This is a genomic window from Paracoccus alcaliphilus (assembly GCF_028553725.1).
GTDB classification, from domain to species: domain Bacteria; phylum Pseudomonadota; class Alphaproteobacteria; order Rhodobacterales; family Rhodobacteraceae; genus Paracoccus; species Paracoccus alcaliphilus.
The window spans coordinates 1,379,028-1,396,545 of the sequence record NZ_CP067124.1; the positions used below are offsets into that span (position 1 = coordinate 1,379,028).

Here is a 17,518-nt window from a genome sequence, read left to right on the forward strand (position 1 = left end):
CGGAGGCAAATGCTGAAACCTGCCCTTTCGGCTGGCCTGATCCTGCCCGATATGCCCGTTTCGTCGCCGGATGACGGCCCGCATGATCTGTTGACCGATCAGGCCGCGCTGACCCCCGGGCGTGGCGAGGAATTGCGCATCGAGCCGCTGGTGGCCGAGGGTGATCGGGTTGCCCAGGGCCAGCCGGTTGCCCATCTGCGCGCCGCGCCCGAGGTCGCGCTGGTCGCGCCGATGTCGGGCCGGGTGGCCTCGATCCTGCTGCAACCGGGGCGCAGGCTGGTGCAGATGGTGCTGTTTCGCGAAGGCGATGACCGGCATTGCTTCGACATTTCGGGGCAGGGGCCTGATGCGCTGGCCGGGCTGATGCGGCGCAGCGGTTTGTGGCGGGCGCTGCGCAGCCGCCCCTTTGGCCGGATGCCGCGCGCCGATGAAACCCCTGCCGCGATCTTCGTCATGGCCATCGACAGTCGCCCCGCCGCGCCCGACCCGCTGATTGCGCTGCAAGGGCGGCACGAGGATTTCCAGCGCGGTCTGACCGCCTTGGCCACCCTGACGACGCATCTGTATCTGTGCGGCGGTGTGGGTCTGGCGCTGCCGGGTGGCGTGCGGCGCATCCGCTGCGGGGCGCTGCATCCGCAGGGTCTGGCGGGCATCCAGATCCACCGCCATCACCCGGCCCGGATCGAGGCACCGGTCTGGGACATCCATGCCGAGGACGTGGCGGCGCTTGGCGCGTTGCTGGCAGATGGGATGCTGCCGCCCACGCGGCTGGTCTCGGTAACCGGGGCGGCGCTGCACCGGGCGCGGCTGCTGCGTTGCCAGCCGGGGGCGGATCTGCGCGGGCTGTGCCACGACATCACCCGCCCCGGCCCGCATCAGATCCTTGCAGGCGACCGGATCGGCGGCCACGCCGCGCATTGGCTGGGACCGCGCGACCGGCAGGTCAGCGTCCTGCCGCGTGGGGAAGGCCGCGACCGGGGGCACTGGTTCAACGCCGCCCTGCGCCGCGCGGCGCGGCCGCTGCCGATCATCCCGACGGCGGCGCTGGATCAGGCGCTGGGGGGCGACATTCCCGCAGCCGCGTTGATCCGGGCGCTGGCCTCGGGCGATTCCGAAGGCGTCGTGCGTCTGGGCGCGTTGTCGCTGCTGGAAGAGGATCTGGCGCTGGCCGATTATGTCACCGGGGCCGATCCGACCCTGTCGTCGCAGCTGCGCGTGCTGTTGCAGCGCATCCATGCCGAGGAGGTGCCGCAATGACGCGCGGATTGTGGGATCGCGAGATGGTCGCGCTGATCCTGATCGCGGCGATGCTGCCCGTCGCGCTGGCATGGCTGTGGTATGGCGGCATCGGCGCGGCCTTGCGGCTGGTGCTGGTGCTGCTGCTGGCGGGGCTGTGGCATCTGATCTTCATGCTGGCACGGGCGCAGCCGCCGTCATTCGCCGGGGCGCTGACGGCGCTGGCCGTGGCGATGCTGGCGCCCGAGGAACTGGGGCCGATCCAGATGGTGCTGGGCATCAGCTTTGGCGCGGTGATGGCGGAACTGGTCTTTGGCGGCTGGGGGCGCAATGTGCTGAACCCGGCAACGGTGACGCTGGCTTTTCTGGGCTTCGGCTTTTCCGCCGCCCCCTGGCCCGATCTTCCGCTGCCGGTGACATGGGCCGCCATTCCCGCCGCATTGATCGGGATCATTGCCGGGGTGATGCCCGCCGGGGTGATCTGGGGGGCGGTGCTGGTCGGGATGATTGCGGCGCTGGCCGGGCTGCCGGTCGGGGCGGTGCTGCCCGCTGCCGGGCTGGCGCTGGTGCTGCTGGTGGCGGACCCTGTGGCCGGGGCCTCGACCCGACTGGGGGCGTGGCTGGGTGGCGTCTGCTATGGGCTGCTGGTGCTGTTGTTCGCGCTGCACTGGCCCGGTGCCGCGCCGGTGCAGATGGCGGTTTCGGCGGCGCTGATGGTGTCGCTGCTGGCGCCCCTGCTGGACGAGGCCGCGATCGCGCTGTGGCTGGCAAGAAGGAGACGACGTCATGGCTGACCTGAACCCGATTGCCGCATGGCGCCGCCTGCTGGCGCTGCCCAATGAAAGCCGGACCAAAACGCTGGCGGTGGCCTTTCTGGTGTCGGTCATCTGCGCGCTTATGGTCAGCGGCGCGACGGTCTATCTGCGCCCGATCCAGAGCGCGAACCGCGCCGCCGAGGAACAGGCCCGGCTTGAGGCGCTGGTGGCGGGCATCCCCGGCATGGGCGATCTGCTGACCGGCGCGGGCGGAGAGTTGGGCACCGTGGTCGTCGATATGAACCGGGGCGCTGCGGCGCGCGAGGTGACGCCGGACGGGCTGGCCGCCGCGCTGGAGGATCGCGGCAACTGGACCGAACTGACCGGGGGGCAGGATCTGGCCGGGCTGGGCAGCCGCCCCGATCTGGCGCAGATCTATCTGCTGCGCGACGGGCAGGGGGATATCTCGCTGGTGATCCTGCCGGTCAGCGGTCTGGGCTATAACGGTCCCATCGACGCGATCATCGCGCTTCGGGGTGATATGCAGACGGTTGCGGGTTTTGCCATCACCCGGCAGGCCGAGACGCCGGGCCTTGGCGGGCGGATCGAGGAATCCGCATGGCTGGGCCAGTTCCCCGGCACCCGGCTGACCGATAGCGGCGGCACCGTCCGCTTTGCCGTGGCGCGCGGGGCCTCGGGCAGCGAATACGAGGTTGACGGCATCACCGGTGCCACCCGCACCAGCAACGCGATCACGCAGATGATCCGCTTCTGGCTGGGGCCGCAGGGCTATGGCCCGCTGATCGACGCCATCCGGCGCGGAGAGTTCTGATGGCCCGCGCAAGCCTGTGGTCCACGCTGAAGCAACCGCTGGTTCACCAGAACCCGGTGACATTGCAGATCCTTGGCATCTGTTCGGCGCTGGCGGTGACGACCTCGGTGGCGACGGCGCTGACCATGTCGGCGGCGCTGACGGTGGTGGTGGTTGCGGGCGCGGGGCTGATCAGCCTGATCCGGCACCATATCCCGAACTCGATCCGGTTGATCGTGCAGATCGTGATCGTCGCCTCGCTGGTGATCGTGATCGACCAGATGTTGCAGGCATGGCTGCCCGAGATCAGCCGCAAGCTGTCGGTCTTTGTCAGCCTTATCGCGACCAACTGTCTGGTGCTGGGCCGCACCGAAAGCTTTTCGCGGCTGAACCCGCCGCTGCCCGCTATGGTCGATGCGCTGGGGAACGGGCTGGGCTATTCGCTGGTGCTGATGGTCATCGGCTCGGCCCGCGAACTGTTTGGAGCGGGCACCTTGCTGGGCTGGCAGGTGCTGCCGCTGGCCGATCAGGGCGGCTGGTTCACGCCGCTGAACCTGATGCTGCTGGCCCCCAGCGCGTTCTTTCTGCTGGGCGGGCTGGTCTGGGCGATCCGCAGCATCCTGCCCGCTCAGGTCGAGGCCAGCGAATTCGATGCCCCCGACCCGACCGAGGTGCCGGAATGAACGATCTGGGCATCCTGTTTCTGCGCGCGGCCTTTGTCGAGAACATGCCGCTGACCCTGTTTCTGGGGCTTTGCACCTTCATCGCGCTGTCGAAACGGCCCGGCTCGGCGCTGGGTCTGGGACTGGCGGTGATCGCGGTGATGGGCGTGACGGTGCCGCTGAACCATCTGATCTATCGCGGCCTTCTGGCGCCGGGCGCATGGGAATGGGCGGGGATGGGGCAGATCGACCTGTCCTATCTGTCGCTGATCGCCTTCATCGGCGTGATCGCGGCCACGGTGCAGGTGCTGGAGATGGTGCTGGACCGCTTCTTTCCGGCCATCCACGCCTCTTTCGGGGTGTTCCTGCCGCTGCTGGCGGTGCATTGCGCCATCCTTGCGGGCAGCCTGTTCATGGTCGAGCGTGATTATACATTGGCGCAATCGGCGGTGTTCGGGCTGGGTGGCGGCACCGGCTTTGCCGTCGCCGTGCTGATGCTGGGCGCGATCCGGGCGCGGATGGCCTATGCCGATCTGCCGCAGGGGCTGCGGGGCCTGGGCATCACCTTCATTCTGGCCGGGCTGATGTCGCTTGGATTTTCCGCCTTCGCGCAGATGGTGACCTCATGACCGAGATCGCGCTTGCCATCCTGATCGTCACCTGCCTGCTGGTCGTGCTGACGCTGGCGCTGCTGGCGGCCCGACGCCGCCTGATCCCCGGCGGGGCGCTTGTCGTCACCGTCAATGACAGCACCCGGATCGAGGCCGGGCGCGGCCAGCGTCTGCTGGGCGTGCTGCATGATGCGGGCATCGGCATCCCGGCGGCCTGCGGCGGCGCGGGCACCTGCGGGCTGTGCCGGGTCACGGTGACGGGCGAGGGCGCGGGGCAGGTGCAGGCCACCGAAAGGGGCGTGCTGTCGGCGGCGGATCGCCGCGCGCAGGTCCGGCTGGCCTGTCAGGTGTCGCTGCGCGGTCCCTGTTCGGTCAGCGTGCCGCAGGATTTTCTGGGCGCGACCGGCTTTACCAGCCGGGTCCTGTCGAACCGTCAGCTTGCGCCGCTGATCCGCGAACTGGTGCTGGACCTGCCCGCAGGCCAGCCCTTCGATTTCCGCGCCGGGGGCTTCATGCAGCTGACCGCCCCCGCCTATCGGCTGGATTTCCGCGATATCGCCATCGACGACCCCTTCCGGCAGGCGTGGCGCATCGCGGGCTGGCCTGCCATGACGGCGCGCTCGGATCAGCCGGTGACGCGGGCCTATTCCATCGCCAGCCGCCCCGAGGACGGACGCCGCGCCGTCTTCAACATCCGGCTGGCCGTGCCGCCTGCGGGGCGTGAGGCTGAAATTCCGCCCGGCATCGTCTCCAGCTGGCTGTTCGCGCTGAAACCCGGCGATCTGGTCGAGACCTCGGGGCCCTATGGCGATTTCCACGTCCAGCCGACCCAGCGCGACATGGTCTTTGTTGGCGGCGGAGTGGGCATGGCGCCGCTGCGCGCGATGATCCACGAACAGATCGGCAACGGCACGACGCGGCGGATGCGCTATTTCTATGGTGCGCGTTCGGCGGCGGATCTGTTCTATACGGCGGAATTCGACGCCATCGCCGCGCGGCATGCGAATTTCGACTGGATACCGGCCCTGTCGGACCCCGCGCCGGGCGACCGTTGGACCGGGGCGACGGGCTTTGTCCATGAAACCCTGCGTGCAGCGATGCAGAACCATCCCGCGCCCGAGGATTGTGAATATTACCTGTGCGGCCCGCCGGTGATGATCTCGGCCGTGCTGGCGACGCTGGCCCGGCTGGGGGTCGAGCCGCATTCGATCTTCAACGACGATTTCGGAGTGTGACGCGATGAACATGGCCCGACCCCTTCCGACGCGGCGCCGGTTTCTGGCGATGACGGCGCTGAGCTGTGCCGCCCCCGCGATCCTGCGCGCGGCACCGCTCTTGCAGCATCTGACCGGCCCCGCCTTCGGCAGCGAATGGCGGCTGGCGCTGCCCGACGGGGCGCGGGCCGACCGCCCGGCCATCGCAGCGCTGCTGGCCCGAATCGACCGACAGATGTCGCCCTGGCGCGAGGACAGCGAGATCACCGCCTTCAACCGCGCCCCCGACCATGCCGATGTCTCGGAGGGGACGGTGCATGTCGCGCGGGCGGCGTTGCGGCTGGCGCATGACAGCGGCGGCTGGTTCGACCCTTCGGTCGGGCCGCTGGTTCATCGCTGGGGCTTTGGCCCGATCGAAGGCGAGGCGCTTGGCTGGCGGGGCATGGCGGCCCATGATGGCGGGTTGTCCAAGGCGCAGCCGGGCCAGACGCTGGACCTGTGCGGCATTGCCAAGGGGCGGGCGCTGGATCTGGTGGCGGCGCGGTTGCAGGATATGGGCCATGATGCCTTTCTGCTGGATATCGGCGGAGAATTGCTGGCGCGCGGCACCCATCCATCCGGCCGCATCTGGCAGATCGCCATCGAGGATCCGCGCCCCGGACAGGCGGGCGCCGCCGCGATGCTGCGGCTGGAGGGGCAGGCGGCCGCGACCTCGGGGCTGAAGGTCCACAGCTATGATCCGGGCGGGCGGCGGCATGGCCATATCATCGACCCGCACCGCGCCGCGCCCGTCGATGGGGATCTGGCTTCGGTGACGGTTCTGGCGGCGGATGCGATGATGGCCGATGGCTGGGCCACCGCATTGGCCGCCGCCGGTCGTGCAGGCCTCGATCTGGCCGAACGGCACGGCATCGCGGCGCTGTTCCTGTTCGACGGCGCGCGCGAGCTGCACCAGCATGTGACCGGCGGCGCCGAACGCTGGCTGATCTGAAACAAGGAGATGATGCGATGGAAATTCTGCTGGTTCTGGCGATCTTCCTGTTGGCGGCAGGGGGGCTTGGCCTTGGGCTGATCGCGGGGCGGGGGCCGCTGAAAGGGTCCTGCGGCGGCATGGCCTGCCTGAAGGGCATCGCCTGCGACGGCTGCCCGAACCGCGGATCCGGGGAACCGCGATGAGCGCCCCGCTGATCGACGCGCTGCTGCAAGGCGATGCGCTGGTGCTGGACCCCGACATGCCGATCCGCCGCGCCGTGGCGAAGCTGGTCGAACATCGCGCCCCTGCCGCCGCGGTCATCGACGACAGCGGCGCGCTGAGCGGGATCCTGACGCAGAAGGACTGCTTCCGCCCCGCGCTTCAGGCCAGCTATTACCAGGAATGGAAAGGCACCGTCGCCGACCATATGAGCCGCGGCGTGATCAGCCTGGCTGCCGGCACCGACCTGATCTCGGCGGCCGAGGCGTTCCTGTGCCATCCCCACCGCGTCATGCCGGTTCTGGACGGTGACAATCTGCGGGGGATGCTGCGCCGCTCTGACGTGCTGGCCGCGCTGGTCCGGCTGGGCTGAGGCGATTCCCGACCTTCACGCGCAGGGGCGTTTCGTCCGGCGGCGGTTTCTGTTTATCTGGTCAGGACATATGTCGGACTGCATCTGGAGGAGGGGGCTTGATGACAGGTTCAAGGATTGAAAAGCACGGGATTCCTGCTGGTTTTGGGTCAGCGCATGTTGGTCCTGAGGATTATGGGCGGCTCTATGCCGAATCGATGTCGGATCCCGAGGGGTTCTGGGGGCGCGAGGGGCGGCGGCTGGACTGGATCGAACCCTACAGCAAGGTGAAAGAGACCGATTTCACCTTCGGCAAGGTCAGCATCAAGTGGTACGGCGACGGGGTGCTGAATGCCTGCGTCAACTGCGTGGACCGGCATCTGCCGGCGCGCGCCAACCAGACCGCGATCATCTTCGAGCCCGACGACCCGAAGGATCCGGCGCAGCACATCACCTATGCGGAGCTGTCCGACAAGGTGAACCGCTTTGCCAATGTGCTGCTGTCTCAGGGGGTGATGCGCGGCGACCGGGTGGTGATCTATCTGCCGATGATCCCCGAGGCCGCCTATGCGATGCTGGCCTGCGCCCGGATCGGGGCGATCCATTCCATTGTCTTTGCGGGGTTCTCGCCCGATGCGCTGGCCAACCGGATCAATGATTGCGGCGCGAAACTGGTCATCACCTCTGATACCGCGCCGCGCGGCGGGCGGCGCACGGCGCTGAAATCGAATGCCGATGCGGCGCTGCTGCATTGCTCGGACAGGGTGCGCTGCCTGGTGGTCAAGCATACCGGCGACCAGACCACCTGGGTCGAGGGCCGCGATGTCGATGTGAAGGCGCTGATGGAGACCGCCAGCCCCGACTGCCCGCCGCGCCCGGTGGGGGCCGAGGACCCGCTGTTCATCCTCTATACCTCGGGGTCCACCGGCAAGCCGAAGGGGGTGGTCCATACCACCGGCGGCTATCTGGTCTATGCCGCGATGACGCATCAATACACCTTCGATTACCACGATGGCGACGTCTTCTGGTGCACGGCGGATGTGGGCTGGGTGACCGGCCACAGCTATATCATCTATGGCCCGCTGGCCAATGGCGCCACCACGCTGATGTTCGAAGGCGTGCCGACCTTCCCCGATGCCGGCCGCTTCTGGCAGGTCTGCGCCAAGCACAAGGTGACGCAGTTCTATACCGCGCCGACGGCGATCCGCACGCTGATGGGCAAGGGCACCGAATTCATCGAGGGCCACGACCTGTCCAGCCTGCGCCTGCTGGGCACGGTGGGCGAGCCGATCAACCCCGAGGCCTGGAACTGGTATGACCGCAATATCGGCAAGGGCCGCTGCCCGATCGTGGACACCTGGTGGCAGACCGAGACCGGCGGCCATCTGATCACGCCTTTGCCCGGGGCGATCGAGACCAAGCCGGGTTCGGCGACGCTGCCCTTCTTCGGCATCCGCCCGGCGGTGCTGGAGGCCGAAACGGCGAAGCTGATCGAGGGCGACCCGGCCGAGGGGGTGCTGTGCATCGCCGACAGCTGGCCCGGCCAGATGCGCACCATCTGGGGCGATCACCAGCGGTTCGAAGAGACCTATTTCCAGCAATATCCCGGCTATTACTTCACCGGCGACGGCTGCCGCCGCGACGAGGACGGCTATTACTGGATCACCGGGCGGGTGGATGACGTGATCAACGTGTCCGGCCACCGGATGGGCACGGCCGAGGTCGAATCGGCGCTTGTGGCGCATGCGAAGGTGGCCGAGGCGGCGGTTGTGGGTTACCCGCATCCGGTCAAGGGTCAGGGCATCTATGCCTATGTGACGCTGATGAACGGGGTGGATCCTTCGGAGGATCTGCGCGCCGAGCTGGAGAAATGGGTGCGTACCGAGATCGGCCCGATCGCGCGCCCGGACCTGATCCAGTGGGCGCCGGGGATGCCGAAGACGCGTTCGGGCAAGATCATGCGCCGGATCCTGCGCAAGATCGCCGAGAACGACTATGGCAGCCTCGGCGATACCTCGACCCTGGCCGAACCCGAGGTCGTCGACGACCTCATCAACAACCGGATGAACCGCGAATAAACGCGGGGAACAGGACCGGCGGGCAGACTGCCGGTCCGGGCCGGGGGCATGGGCTATTTCCCGGCGCTCCGGGCCTGTCTTGCCTGTCGCGTCTTCTGCTGTCGCGGCGCGCCATAGGTCAGCCAGATCGCCGCCGCCCACCACAGCGCCACCATCACCCAGATATCGACCATCAGTCGCCGCCACAGATCCTGATCGGGCGGGTTCATCTGGAAGGCGTCGCCGATGATCGACAGCATCACGCAGATCACGAAGGACCACAGCCCGCCGCGCCCGATTTCCTGCAACGCGACGCCCAGACGGCTGATGGCCAGCCGCTCCATCACATTGGCCAGCGGCACCGCGACCAGCCAGCTGGCCGCCATGATCGCCATATAGCGGGTGCCGTCCAGGTTCCACTTGTCGATCGAACCGCCATAGATCACCTTCAGCGCCCGGCGCAGCGGCAGGGCGGCATCGCCGAAACGCGAGGCGATGACGATGGTGGCGCCAAAGACGAACATGCCGATGGACAGGATCGTCAGCAGCCGCGCATGGCGCAGCAGCACCGGCATGAAATCCTTGCGGAACAGGCCCATGGCGACGCCGCTGAAGAACAGCAGCTGCCAGCCGAACGGGTTGAACAGCAGCCCGGTCGAGCGGTGGTTCGGGATCAGCCCGTTCAGGATCGGCGCGAACCACCACAGCACCAGCGAGGCGGCGGCAAAGCTGAACGGCCAGCGTTGCAGCAGCGGCACCACCAGCGGCACGCAGGCCAGCAGCACGACATAGACCGCCAGCACGTCCAGCAGGTTCGGCTGCAACCACATCGTCATCAGCACCCCCAGATAGCCAAGGGGGTTTTCCAGAACCCAGCGCGAATACTGGAACCAGATGGCGGTGTGGTTCATGTCCAGCGCGAACAGCGCCGCCGACAGCAGCGCCATGACAAAGCCGCCGATGACCAGCGCGCGCCACACCTCGAAAGAGCGGCGGGCAAAGCGCCACTGTGCAACGCGGGTGCCGCCATCGCGCGCGACCGCCAGCCAGACCAGCCCGACAAGGAAACCCGACAGCAGCACGAACAGCTCTGCCGCGTCGAAGATCGAGAAATTGGCCAATGTCGCCCGGCGCAAGGGCGATTTCGGCATATGGTCGATCATGATGCAGACCAGCGCATAGCCGCGCAGCATGTCCAGTGCGACGATTCGTTTCATTGGGGCAATCCGCTCCATTGCCGCAGCAGGTCGGGATCGGCGATCAGCGCGTCGGTCTCGGCCTTGTCCAGAAAGCTCAGTGCCTCGTGCTGGTCCTTCGCATGGGCGATCTTGGCGCCCGCGGTGATCCGGGTCAGGCGTTCGGCCGCGGGTCCGTTTTTGGGCGCGGGCAGCATGGCGATATGGCGCGCCATCAGATGCCGGTCGCGGCCCAGCAGCAGCAGCGTGCTGTCGTCGAGGGCGATGCGGGGCAGGGTGCGGGCAATGGCGGCGGCGTCCGAGACGACATGCGGGGGCGCGCGTTCCTCGGGCGTGACCAGCAGGCCCCGGATCCGCGCCCAACGCCCAAAGACCGGGCTGGCCGAAAAGCGAGAGGTCAGCGGCGACAGGATCAGCCCGGCAAGGATCGGCGACAGCCAGACCAGTTGCCAGGGCGAAAAGAACGCCAGAACGGCCAGCGTCAGCGCCCCCAGCGCGACATGCACCCAATGGCGGCTGACGACCACAGCCCAGTCGGGCATCGACCCGGCGCGGACCTGCGCGGCCCAGCCGCTGTCGCGTCCGCGCAGGATCTCATAGATCTGCCGGGTCTGGGTCAGCATCTGCACCGGCGCGATCAGGGCCGACAGCAGGATCTCGAACAGGGACGAGGCGAAGATGCGCACCCGCCCGCCGGAATTGCGCGACAGGGGCCGCCACCACGAGCGCAGCGTGCCGAACAGCTTGGGCAGCAGCAAAAGGCCCATCGCGGCGATGAACAGCCACAGCATCCGGCGGGAATCAAACACCGGCCATGTCGGGAACAGCTGATAGGCGCTGGGGAAATATTCCGGCGTGGACAGCAGCACGGTTGCCGACAGGACCAGACCGACAAGGATCAGCGCCAGCCAGATCGGGCTCATCAGAAAGCCCATGATGCCGATGACGAAATGCACCCGGCTGATGGCGCGCATCCCGCGCATCCCGAACAGGCGGCTGTGTTGCAGGTTGCCCTGCGCCCAACGGCGTTCGCGGGCGGCCATGTCCAGCAGCGTGGGCGGGCAGCCCTCATAGCTGCCGCGAAGGTCGTGATCCAGCCGCACCTTCCAGCCCGCGCGGCACAGCGCCGCCGCCTCGACGAAATCATGGCTGAGGATGGTGCCGCCGAAGGGCGGCTTGCCCGGCAGGCGGGGCAGCCCGCAGCTTTGGGCGAATGCGGTGATGCGGATGATGGCGTTGTGGCCCCAGAAATTGCCGACATTGCCCGACCACGCAGCCACCCCCCGCGCGATCAGCGGGCCATAGACCCGGCCCGCGAATTGCGTCAGCCGGGCAAAGATCGTCTCGCCGCCCACCAGCATCGGCATGGTCTGGATCAACGCGAGTTGCGGGTCGGCCTCCATCCGCAGCGACAATTCGCGGATGGTCTGGCCGCTCATGATGCTGTCGGCGTCCAGCACCACCATCTGGTCATAGCGCCCGCCCCATCGGCGGATGAATTCCGAGATATTGCCGGTCTTGCGGTCGATGTTGTTTTCGCGCCGGCGATACCAGATCGGCAGCGGCGACAATTCGCGTGCCGCGGCGATCGCCTGCGTTTCGGCGATGGCGACGGCGGGGTCGCGGCTGTCGGACAGCACGAAGATCTCGGCCCGGTCGGCCATGCCTTCGGTCGCGATCTCTTTCGCCATTGCCGTCAGCAGCCCCATCGAGACGGAAGGGTCCTCGTGATAGATCGGCATGACGACGACCAGCCGCGCCTGACCCGGCCCCTCGGGGGTGCGGTGGCGGGCGGCGAACAGCCCGGCCAGCGTGGCAAAGAAGGAAAAGCCCACCCAGGCGAAGGTCGGCACGAACAGGACCAGCAGGGCGATCTGCATCGGCGTCGGATTGTCGCCGAAGGTGATCAGCATCTGCTGAAAGCCGATCCATGCCGCCGTCGCGGTGCCGCCAAAGGCGATCAGCCGCGCCATCCATGTGCCGGGCCGTTCAAAGCGCCGGGGCCATGCGCGGTCGGGCCGGGTGCCGAAATCCTGCTCGGGCATTTCCAGCGGGGCCTCGGGCGGCAGCGCGGGCAGGTCGCTGACCGGTCCCGTCATGCGGTCCAACGGGTCATCCAGCTTTCGCTGAGGGGCAGACCGTCCTTGTTGCGCAGGCTTGCCTGAAGGTCGGCCAGTTGCGCGTCGCCCGGCTGGAACTCGAAGGCAAGGCGCAGCACGTCCTCTTTCGGCAGTCGCTTCAGATAGGCATGCAGGATCTGCCCGGCGGAACAGCTGACCTGAATCTCGGGCAGGGTCTCGGTGAACAGCCGCAGATCATAGTCGATGATGAAGCTGCGGGCATTGCTGTTGTTGATCGACCGGCCCGCCCGCGTCTGGCGGATCTCGGCCAGCGGCGCATCGACGGGCGGCAACTCGGAAAAGGTCAGGCGATAGCGGAACTCGTGCCGGTTGCCCGCCGACAGCGCCTCTTTGGGCTGCCAATAGCTGACGATATTGTCGTTGAACTCGTTTTCGACCGGGATCTCGATCAGGCGCACCTCGCCCGGGCCCCAGTTGCCTTCCGGCTCGACCCAGCCCGAGGGGCGCAGGTTATACAGCGCCTCGGCATCCTGATAGGTCGAGAATTCGCGCGAGCGTTGTGTCAGCCCGAAGCCCTGCGGATCGCGATCCACGAAGGACGCGATCTGCAATGCACGGTGCGAGGCCAGGCTGCGCCACAGCGCCATGCCGGTGCCGGTGCGCATCTGCAAGCCGTCGCTGTCATGGACGGCGGGGCGATAGTCATCGACATTGCGTCGGCTGTTCGGTCCGAACCAGAACATCGAGGTCAGCGGCGCGATACCCACCCCCGCCAGATCGACGCGCGGAAACAGCGCCATGCGGGTGCGGATCAACGTCTGTGCGCCCGGCGTGATGTCGAACTGATAGGCCCCGGTGACCGAGCGGCTGTCGAGGACTGCATGGACCCGGATCCAGTCCTGCCCTTCGGCCGGTTCGTGCAGCCAGAAATCGGTGAACAGGGGAAATTCCTCGCCATCGGGGCTGCCGGTACGGATCGCCAGACCCCGCGCCGACAGGCCATAGATGGTGCCACGCGCCACGGCGCGGAAATAGCTGGCGCCCTGAAACACCAGAAATTCGTCCATGACGCCGGGGCGGTTCAGGCCGGTGCGCAAACGAAAGCCCGACCAGCCCATGTCACCCACCGTTGCCAGATCGGCGCCGTCGGGAAATTGCGAGGGATCGAAATCCAGCATCGCCGGGTCAAAGCCGATGGGCGTGGCCACGCCCTCGCGCACGACATTGATCCGGACCGGCTCGTTGAAGATCGCGCCGGGGCCCAGAAGGTCCAGCCGGAACTTGTCGTGATTGCCCCACGGATCGCGGTCGCGTCGGAAGCGGATGCCGCGATACCTGTCGTAACTCAGATCGGCGAAACTGCCGACCAGTTCCGACACCGGCTGGACATAGTCCTGCGCGGCACGCTCTGCCGCCAGCTCTGCGACATGGTCGAAGCCGAACGGTTTTGCGTCCGGCATTTCGGGGCCGAACGTCTGCGGTTCTGCGCCAGAGGCGCCCTGCGCCTCGGCGCGCGAGGCCAGGACATGGCCGCCTGCGGCCAGCACGGTGGCTGCGTTGAGAAAATGACGTCGCTTCATGACCGGAATTGGATGGCAAAAACCCGTTTATGATAAATGGCCTGGCCCAGACCGGCAAGTTGTTGGCTAACGCCTTGTCGCGGCATCAGGTTCCCGGGGCCAGCCGTTCCTGTGTTTGCGGCCGGTTTCCGCCTATTGGCGGGCCAGCCATTCAGTGACCGGAGCGCGTAGATTGGTCAAGCCCCCGGCCTCGGCATCGTCGATCACCTTTCGCAGATCTTCGATGGAAACCCGGCGGATCAGATGCTTGACCGGCCCGATCGAGGCCGGACGCATCGACAGCCGTCCGATGCCCAGGGCGGCGAATGTCAGCGCCTCGATCGGCCGTCCGGCATCCTCGCCGCAGAAGGACAGCGGCACGCGTGCCTCTTCGCAGCGGGCGACGATCTGTCGCAGCAGCGACAGGAAGGACACGCTCAGCGTGTCATAGCGGCGGCGCACCCGTTCGTTCTCGCGGTCGGCGGCAAAGAAGAACTGTTTCAGGTCATTGCCACCGATGGACACGAAGTCGCACATCTCGAAGAACCGCTGGGGCGCAAAGGCCAGCGACGGCGTTTCCAGCATGGCGCCGACACGGATATCGGTCGGCATGGCGTGGCCCAGTTTCTGTTCGCGCGACATTTCCTGCATCAGGATGCGATGGGCGGCCTCGTATTCGGAAATATCGGCTATGAAGGGGAACATCACATGCAGCGGACGCCCGACGGCGGCGCGGATCAGCGCCTGCAACTGCATCCGCAGCACGCCGCGCTTGTCCAGCCCGACGCGGATCGCGCGCCAGCCCATGGCCGGGTTGGGCTCGTCCTGCGGTTTCATATAGGGCAGCACCTTGTCGGACCCGATATCCAGCGTGCGGAACATCACCGGGCGGCCCTTGGCATTGTCCATGACCCGACGGTAAAGCGCCGCCAGCTCGGCCCGGCCCGGCACATGGCTGCGGATCAGGAACTGCAATTCGGTGCGGAACAGGCCCACGCCCTCGGCCCCCGATCCTTCCAGCGAGGGAAGGTCGGCCATCAGCCCGGCATTCATGTAAAGCTGGATCGTCGTGCCGCAGCTGCCGGTCGCGGGCAGGTTGCGCAGGCTGGCATAGCGGTGCTGCGCCTCGGCCTGCATGGCGATCTTGTCGCGGAAGGCGACGGCGACGGTATCCTCGGGGCGCAGATGGACGATGCCCTGATCGCCATCGACCAGAATCGGATCGCCGTTCAGCGCCTCGGATGTGATGCGCGCCGCGTGGATCACCAGCGGAATGGCCAGCGCGCGGGCGACGATGGCGGCATGACTGCCGACGGAACCCTCTTCCAGCACCACGCCCTTCAAGCGGCGGCCATATTCCAGCAGTTCCGCCGGGCCGATATTGCGCGCGACCAGTATCGGGTCGGCGGGCATCTCGGCCCCGGTATCGTTGCCCTGTCCGGTCAGGATGCGCAGCAACCGGTTGGACAGGTCGTCCAGATCGTGCAGCCGGTCGCGCAAATAGGGATCGGCGGCCATTTCCAGCCTTGCGCGGGCCTGCGACTGTTCCTTTTCGACCGCCGCCTCGGCCGACAGGCCCAGCAGGATGTCCTCTTCCATCCGCTTCAGCCAGCTGCGCGAATTGGCGAACATGCGATAGGTTTCCAGCACCGCCAGATGTTCGCCGTCGCCAGCAATATCGACGGCGGTAAACATGGAATCGACGGTGCTGCGCAGCCGCTCGATCCCCTCATGCAGGCGGGCGCGTTCCTTGTCGGGATCGTCGCCCACGGGATTGGTCACGACGACGCGCGATTCATGCAGCCAGACATGACCTTCGGCGGCGCCCTCCTGACCGGTCGCGCCGCGGATCATCAGTGGAAAGCGATGCTCCAGCGGCATGCCGTCGGACTGGCTGCCCTGAAAGGCGCCCAGTTCGGCCATCTCGGCCAGAACCATGGCGACGACCTCCAGCCCGTAAACCTCGTCCTCGGAAAACAGCCGCGGTTCGCGCGACTGCACCACCAGAACACCCAGCTTTTCGCCGACGCGCTGAATGGGAACGCCCAGAAAGCTGGGAAAGACCTCTTCGCCGGTTTCGGGCATGAAGCGGAAGCCCGGCTCGGACGGAGCGTTGGCGGCGTTCACATTGCGGCCGGTGCGGGCGACACGGCCGACCAGCCCTTCGCCCATGCGCAGACGGGTCTTGTGAACGGCCTCGCTGCGCAGACCCTCGGTCGCGCACAGCTCCAGCGTCTCGGCATCGCGGAACAGATAGATCGAGCAGACCTGCGACCCCATCGAATCGGCGATGTGATGGGTGATCTGGTCCAGCCGGTGCTGCCCGTCACCGGGCGCGCCGAGGATTGCCTTCAGCCGCCGAAGCAGCTTGCGTGAATCGCTGTCCTTGCGGTCCATAGAGGTGCCTGCCTTTGTTGACGGCTTGGCCTTCCGGGCAGTTCCGACCGCAGCCGGTCCAATGCTGGGGCTGCGTCAGGCCGTTTCCAGTCCGAAGGCATCATGCAGTGCCTGAACCGCCAGTTCCATATATTTGCGCTCGATCAGCACCGAAATCTTGATCTCGCTGGTGGCGATGACCTTGATGTTGACGTTTTCATCGGCCAGTGCCTTGAACATGCGCGCGGCGACGCCGGTATGGCTGCGCATGCCGATGCCGACGACGCTGACCTTGGCGACTTCGGTATCCGCAATCAGCTCGTCATAGGCGATGCTGCCGTCGGCCTTGGCCTGTTCCATCGCCTTGCGCGCCCGATCGACCTGGTTGATCGGCACCGAAAAGGTCATGTCGGTTACCGAGCCGGGGTGGTCCTCGTAATCCTTCTCGGAAATGTTCTGGACGATCATGTCCACATTCACGCCCGCATCGGCCAGCGGCGCGAAGATGGCGGCGGAAATGCCCGGCCGGTCCTCGACCGTGACCAGCGTGATCTTGGCCTCGTCGCGGGAATAGGCGACGCCATTGACGACTTTCGATTCCATGATTTCATCCTCATCGCAGACCAGCGTACCCGAATTCTCGTCGGTATCCTCGAACGAGGACAACACCCGCAGACGCACCTTATAGCGCATTGCCAGCTCGACCGAGCGGGTTTGCAGGACCTTGGCGCCCAGACTGGCCAGTTCCAGCATTTCCTCGAAGGCGATCTTTTCCAGCTTGCGCGCCTTCGATGTAATGCGCGGATCGGTGGTATAGATGCCGTCCACATCGGTATAGATGTCGCAGCGCTCCGCCCCGAAGGCCGCCGCGAATGCGACCGCCGTCGTGTCAGAGCCGCCACGCCCCAGCGTGGTGATCCGGCCCTCATGCGACAGACCCTGAAAGCCCGCGATGACCGCGACCTTCATGCCCTCGGCGAATTTCTGGTCGATATTGTGGCGGGGGATGTCCACGAACCGCGCCGCCGAATGGCTGGCGGTGGTGTTGATCGGCACCTGCCAGCCCTGCCAGCTGCGCGCCGGAACGCCCATTTCCTGCAGGGTCAGCGCCATCAGCCCGGCAGTGACATTCTCGCCCGAGCTGACCACGGCGTCGTATTCGCGCGCGTCGAACATGGGCGAGGTCTGTTCGACCCAGCCCACCAGTTCATTGGTCTTGCCGGACATGGCGCTGACGATGACGATCACGTCATAGCCGCGCTCGACCTCGCGCTGGACCTTGGCGGCGGCGTTCCGGATCCGATCCAGATCGGCCACCGAAGTTCCACCGAATTTCATGACCAGAAGCGGCATCGCGGGCCTCCAGCAAGGGGTTTCATTCCGCGGGCTTTTATGGGCGGGTGCGGAAAACCGCAA

15 protein-coding genes are annotated in these 17,518 nt (G+C 66.8%); 10 read left to right on the forward strand and 5 right to left on the reverse strand.

Annotated elements, in window-relative coordinates; translation table 11 throughout:
- The first annotated feature begins 9 nt into the window (after positions 1-9).
- From JHW40_RS07005 to acs, 10 genes are all read left to right on the forward strand, one after another.
- Positions 10-1,257, forward strand: coding sequence for a Na(+)-translocating NADH-quinone reductase subunit A (locus tag JHW40_RS07005; protein ID WP_090610748.1), 1,248 nt, complete (start codon positions 10-12; stop codon positions 1,255-1,257).
- Positions 1,254-2,030: an RnfABCDGE type electron transport complex subunit D gene (locus tag JHW40_RS07010; protein WP_090610749.1), complete on the forward strand. Its 777-nt coding sequence runs from the start codon at positions 1,254-1,256 to the stop codon at positions 2,028-2,030. Before JHW40_RS07005 ends, JHW40_RS07010 begins: the two co-directional genes overlap by 4 nt.
- Complete coding sequence (locus tag JHW40_RS07015) at positions 2,023-2,823, forward strand: FMN-binding protein (protein ID WP_090610750.1); 801 nt, start codon at positions 2,023-2,025, stop codon at positions 2,821-2,823. The genes JHW40_RS07010 and JHW40_RS07015 overlap by 8 nt, the downstream gene beginning before the upstream one ends.
- Complete coding sequence (locus tag JHW40_RS07020) at positions 2,823-3,485, forward strand: NADH:ubiquinone reductase (Na(+)-transporting) subunit D (RefSeq protein WP_090610751.1); 663 nt, start codon at positions 2,823-2,825, stop codon at positions 3,483-3,485. Before JHW40_RS07015 ends, JHW40_RS07020 begins: the two co-directional genes overlap by 1 nt.
- Positions 3,482-4,093 carry an NADH:ubiquinone reductase (Na(+)-transporting) subunit E gene (gene nqrE, locus JHW40_RS07025; protein ID WP_090610752.1) on the forward strand — a complete coding sequence of 204 codons (612 nt, stop codon included), beginning with the start codon at positions 3,482-3,484 and terminating at the stop codon, positions 4,091-4,093. Before JHW40_RS07020 ends, nqrE begins: the two co-directional genes overlap by 4 nt.
- A complete protein-coding gene (gene nqrF, locus JHW40_RS07030; protein WP_090610753.1) occupies positions 4,090-5,310 on the forward strand; it encodes an NADH:ubiquinone reductase (Na(+)-transporting) subunit F in 1,221 nt (406 codons plus the stop codon). Before nqrE ends, nqrF begins: the two co-directional genes overlap by 4 nt.
- Positions 5,311-5,320: 10 nt before the next feature.
- Positions 5,321-6,280: an FAD:protein FMN transferase gene (locus JHW40_RS07035; protein ID WP_170851741.1), complete on the forward strand. Its 960-nt coding sequence runs from the start codon at positions 5,321-5,323 to the stop codon at positions 6,278-6,280.
- A gap of 17 nt (positions 6,281-6,297) precedes the next feature.
- Positions 6,298-6,465, forward strand: a complete 168-nt coding sequence (locus tag JHW40_RS07040; RefSeq protein ID WP_170851742.1) for a hypothetical protein — start codon at positions 6,298-6,300, stop codon at positions 6,463-6,465.
- Positions 6,462-6,854, forward strand: a complete 393-nt coding sequence (locus JHW40_RS07045; protein ID WP_090610755.1) for a CBS domain-containing protein — start codon at positions 6,462-6,464, stop codon at positions 6,852-6,854. The genes JHW40_RS07040 and JHW40_RS07045 overlap by 4 nt, the downstream gene beginning before the upstream one ends.
- 101 nt (positions 6,855-6,955) lie before the next feature.
- The gene (gene acs / locus JHW40_RS07050; protein ID WP_272849084.1) at positions 6,956-8,911 is read left to right on the forward strand and encodes an acetate--CoA ligase; all 1,956 of its coding nucleotides are present in this window, start codon (positions 6,956-6,958) and stop codon (positions 8,909-8,911) included.
- Positions 8,912-8,964: 53 nt separating this feature from the next.
- On the opposite strand, the gene opgC is transcribed toward acs, so the two are convergent.
- The 5 genes from opgC to JHW40_RS07075 all read right to left on the reverse strand — a co-directional run bounded on the left by opgC (position 8,965) and on the right by JHW40_RS07075 (position 17,455).
- The gene (gene opgC / locus JHW40_RS07055; protein ID WP_090613205.1) at positions 8,965-10,107 is read right to left on the reverse strand and encodes an OpgC domain-containing protein; all 1,143 of its coding nucleotides are present in this window, start codon (positions 10,105-10,107) and stop codon (positions 8,965-8,967) included.
- Positions 10,104-12,185 (reverse strand): glucans biosynthesis glucosyltransferase MdoH, encoded by a 2,082-nt coding sequence (gene mdoH / locus JHW40_RS07060; RefSeq protein WP_090613203.1) that lies wholly within the window; start codon positions 12,183-12,185, stop codon positions 10,104-10,106. The genes opgC and mdoH overlap by 4 nt, the downstream gene beginning before the upstream one ends.
- Positions 12,182-13,747 (reverse strand): OpgD/OpgG family glucan biosynthesis protein, encoded by a 1,566-nt coding sequence (locus tag JHW40_RS07065; RefSeq protein ID WP_090613200.1) that lies wholly within the window; start codon positions 13,745-13,747, stop codon positions 12,182-12,184. The genes mdoH and JHW40_RS07065 overlap by 4 nt, the downstream gene beginning before the upstream one ends.
- A gap of 132 nt (positions 13,748-13,879) precedes the next feature.
- A complete protein-coding gene (ptsP, locus tag JHW40_RS07070; RefSeq protein ID WP_090613198.1) occupies positions 13,880-16,123 on the reverse strand; it encodes a phosphoenolpyruvate--protein phosphotransferase in 2,244 nt (747 codons plus the stop codon).
- 75 nt (positions 16,124-16,198) lie between these two features.
- Positions 16,199-17,455 (reverse strand): aspartate kinase, encoded by a 1,257-nt coding sequence (locus tag JHW40_RS07075; protein WP_090613196.1) that lies wholly within the window; start codon positions 17,453-17,455, stop codon positions 16,199-16,201.
- Positions 17,456-17,518: the final 63 nt, after the last annotated feature.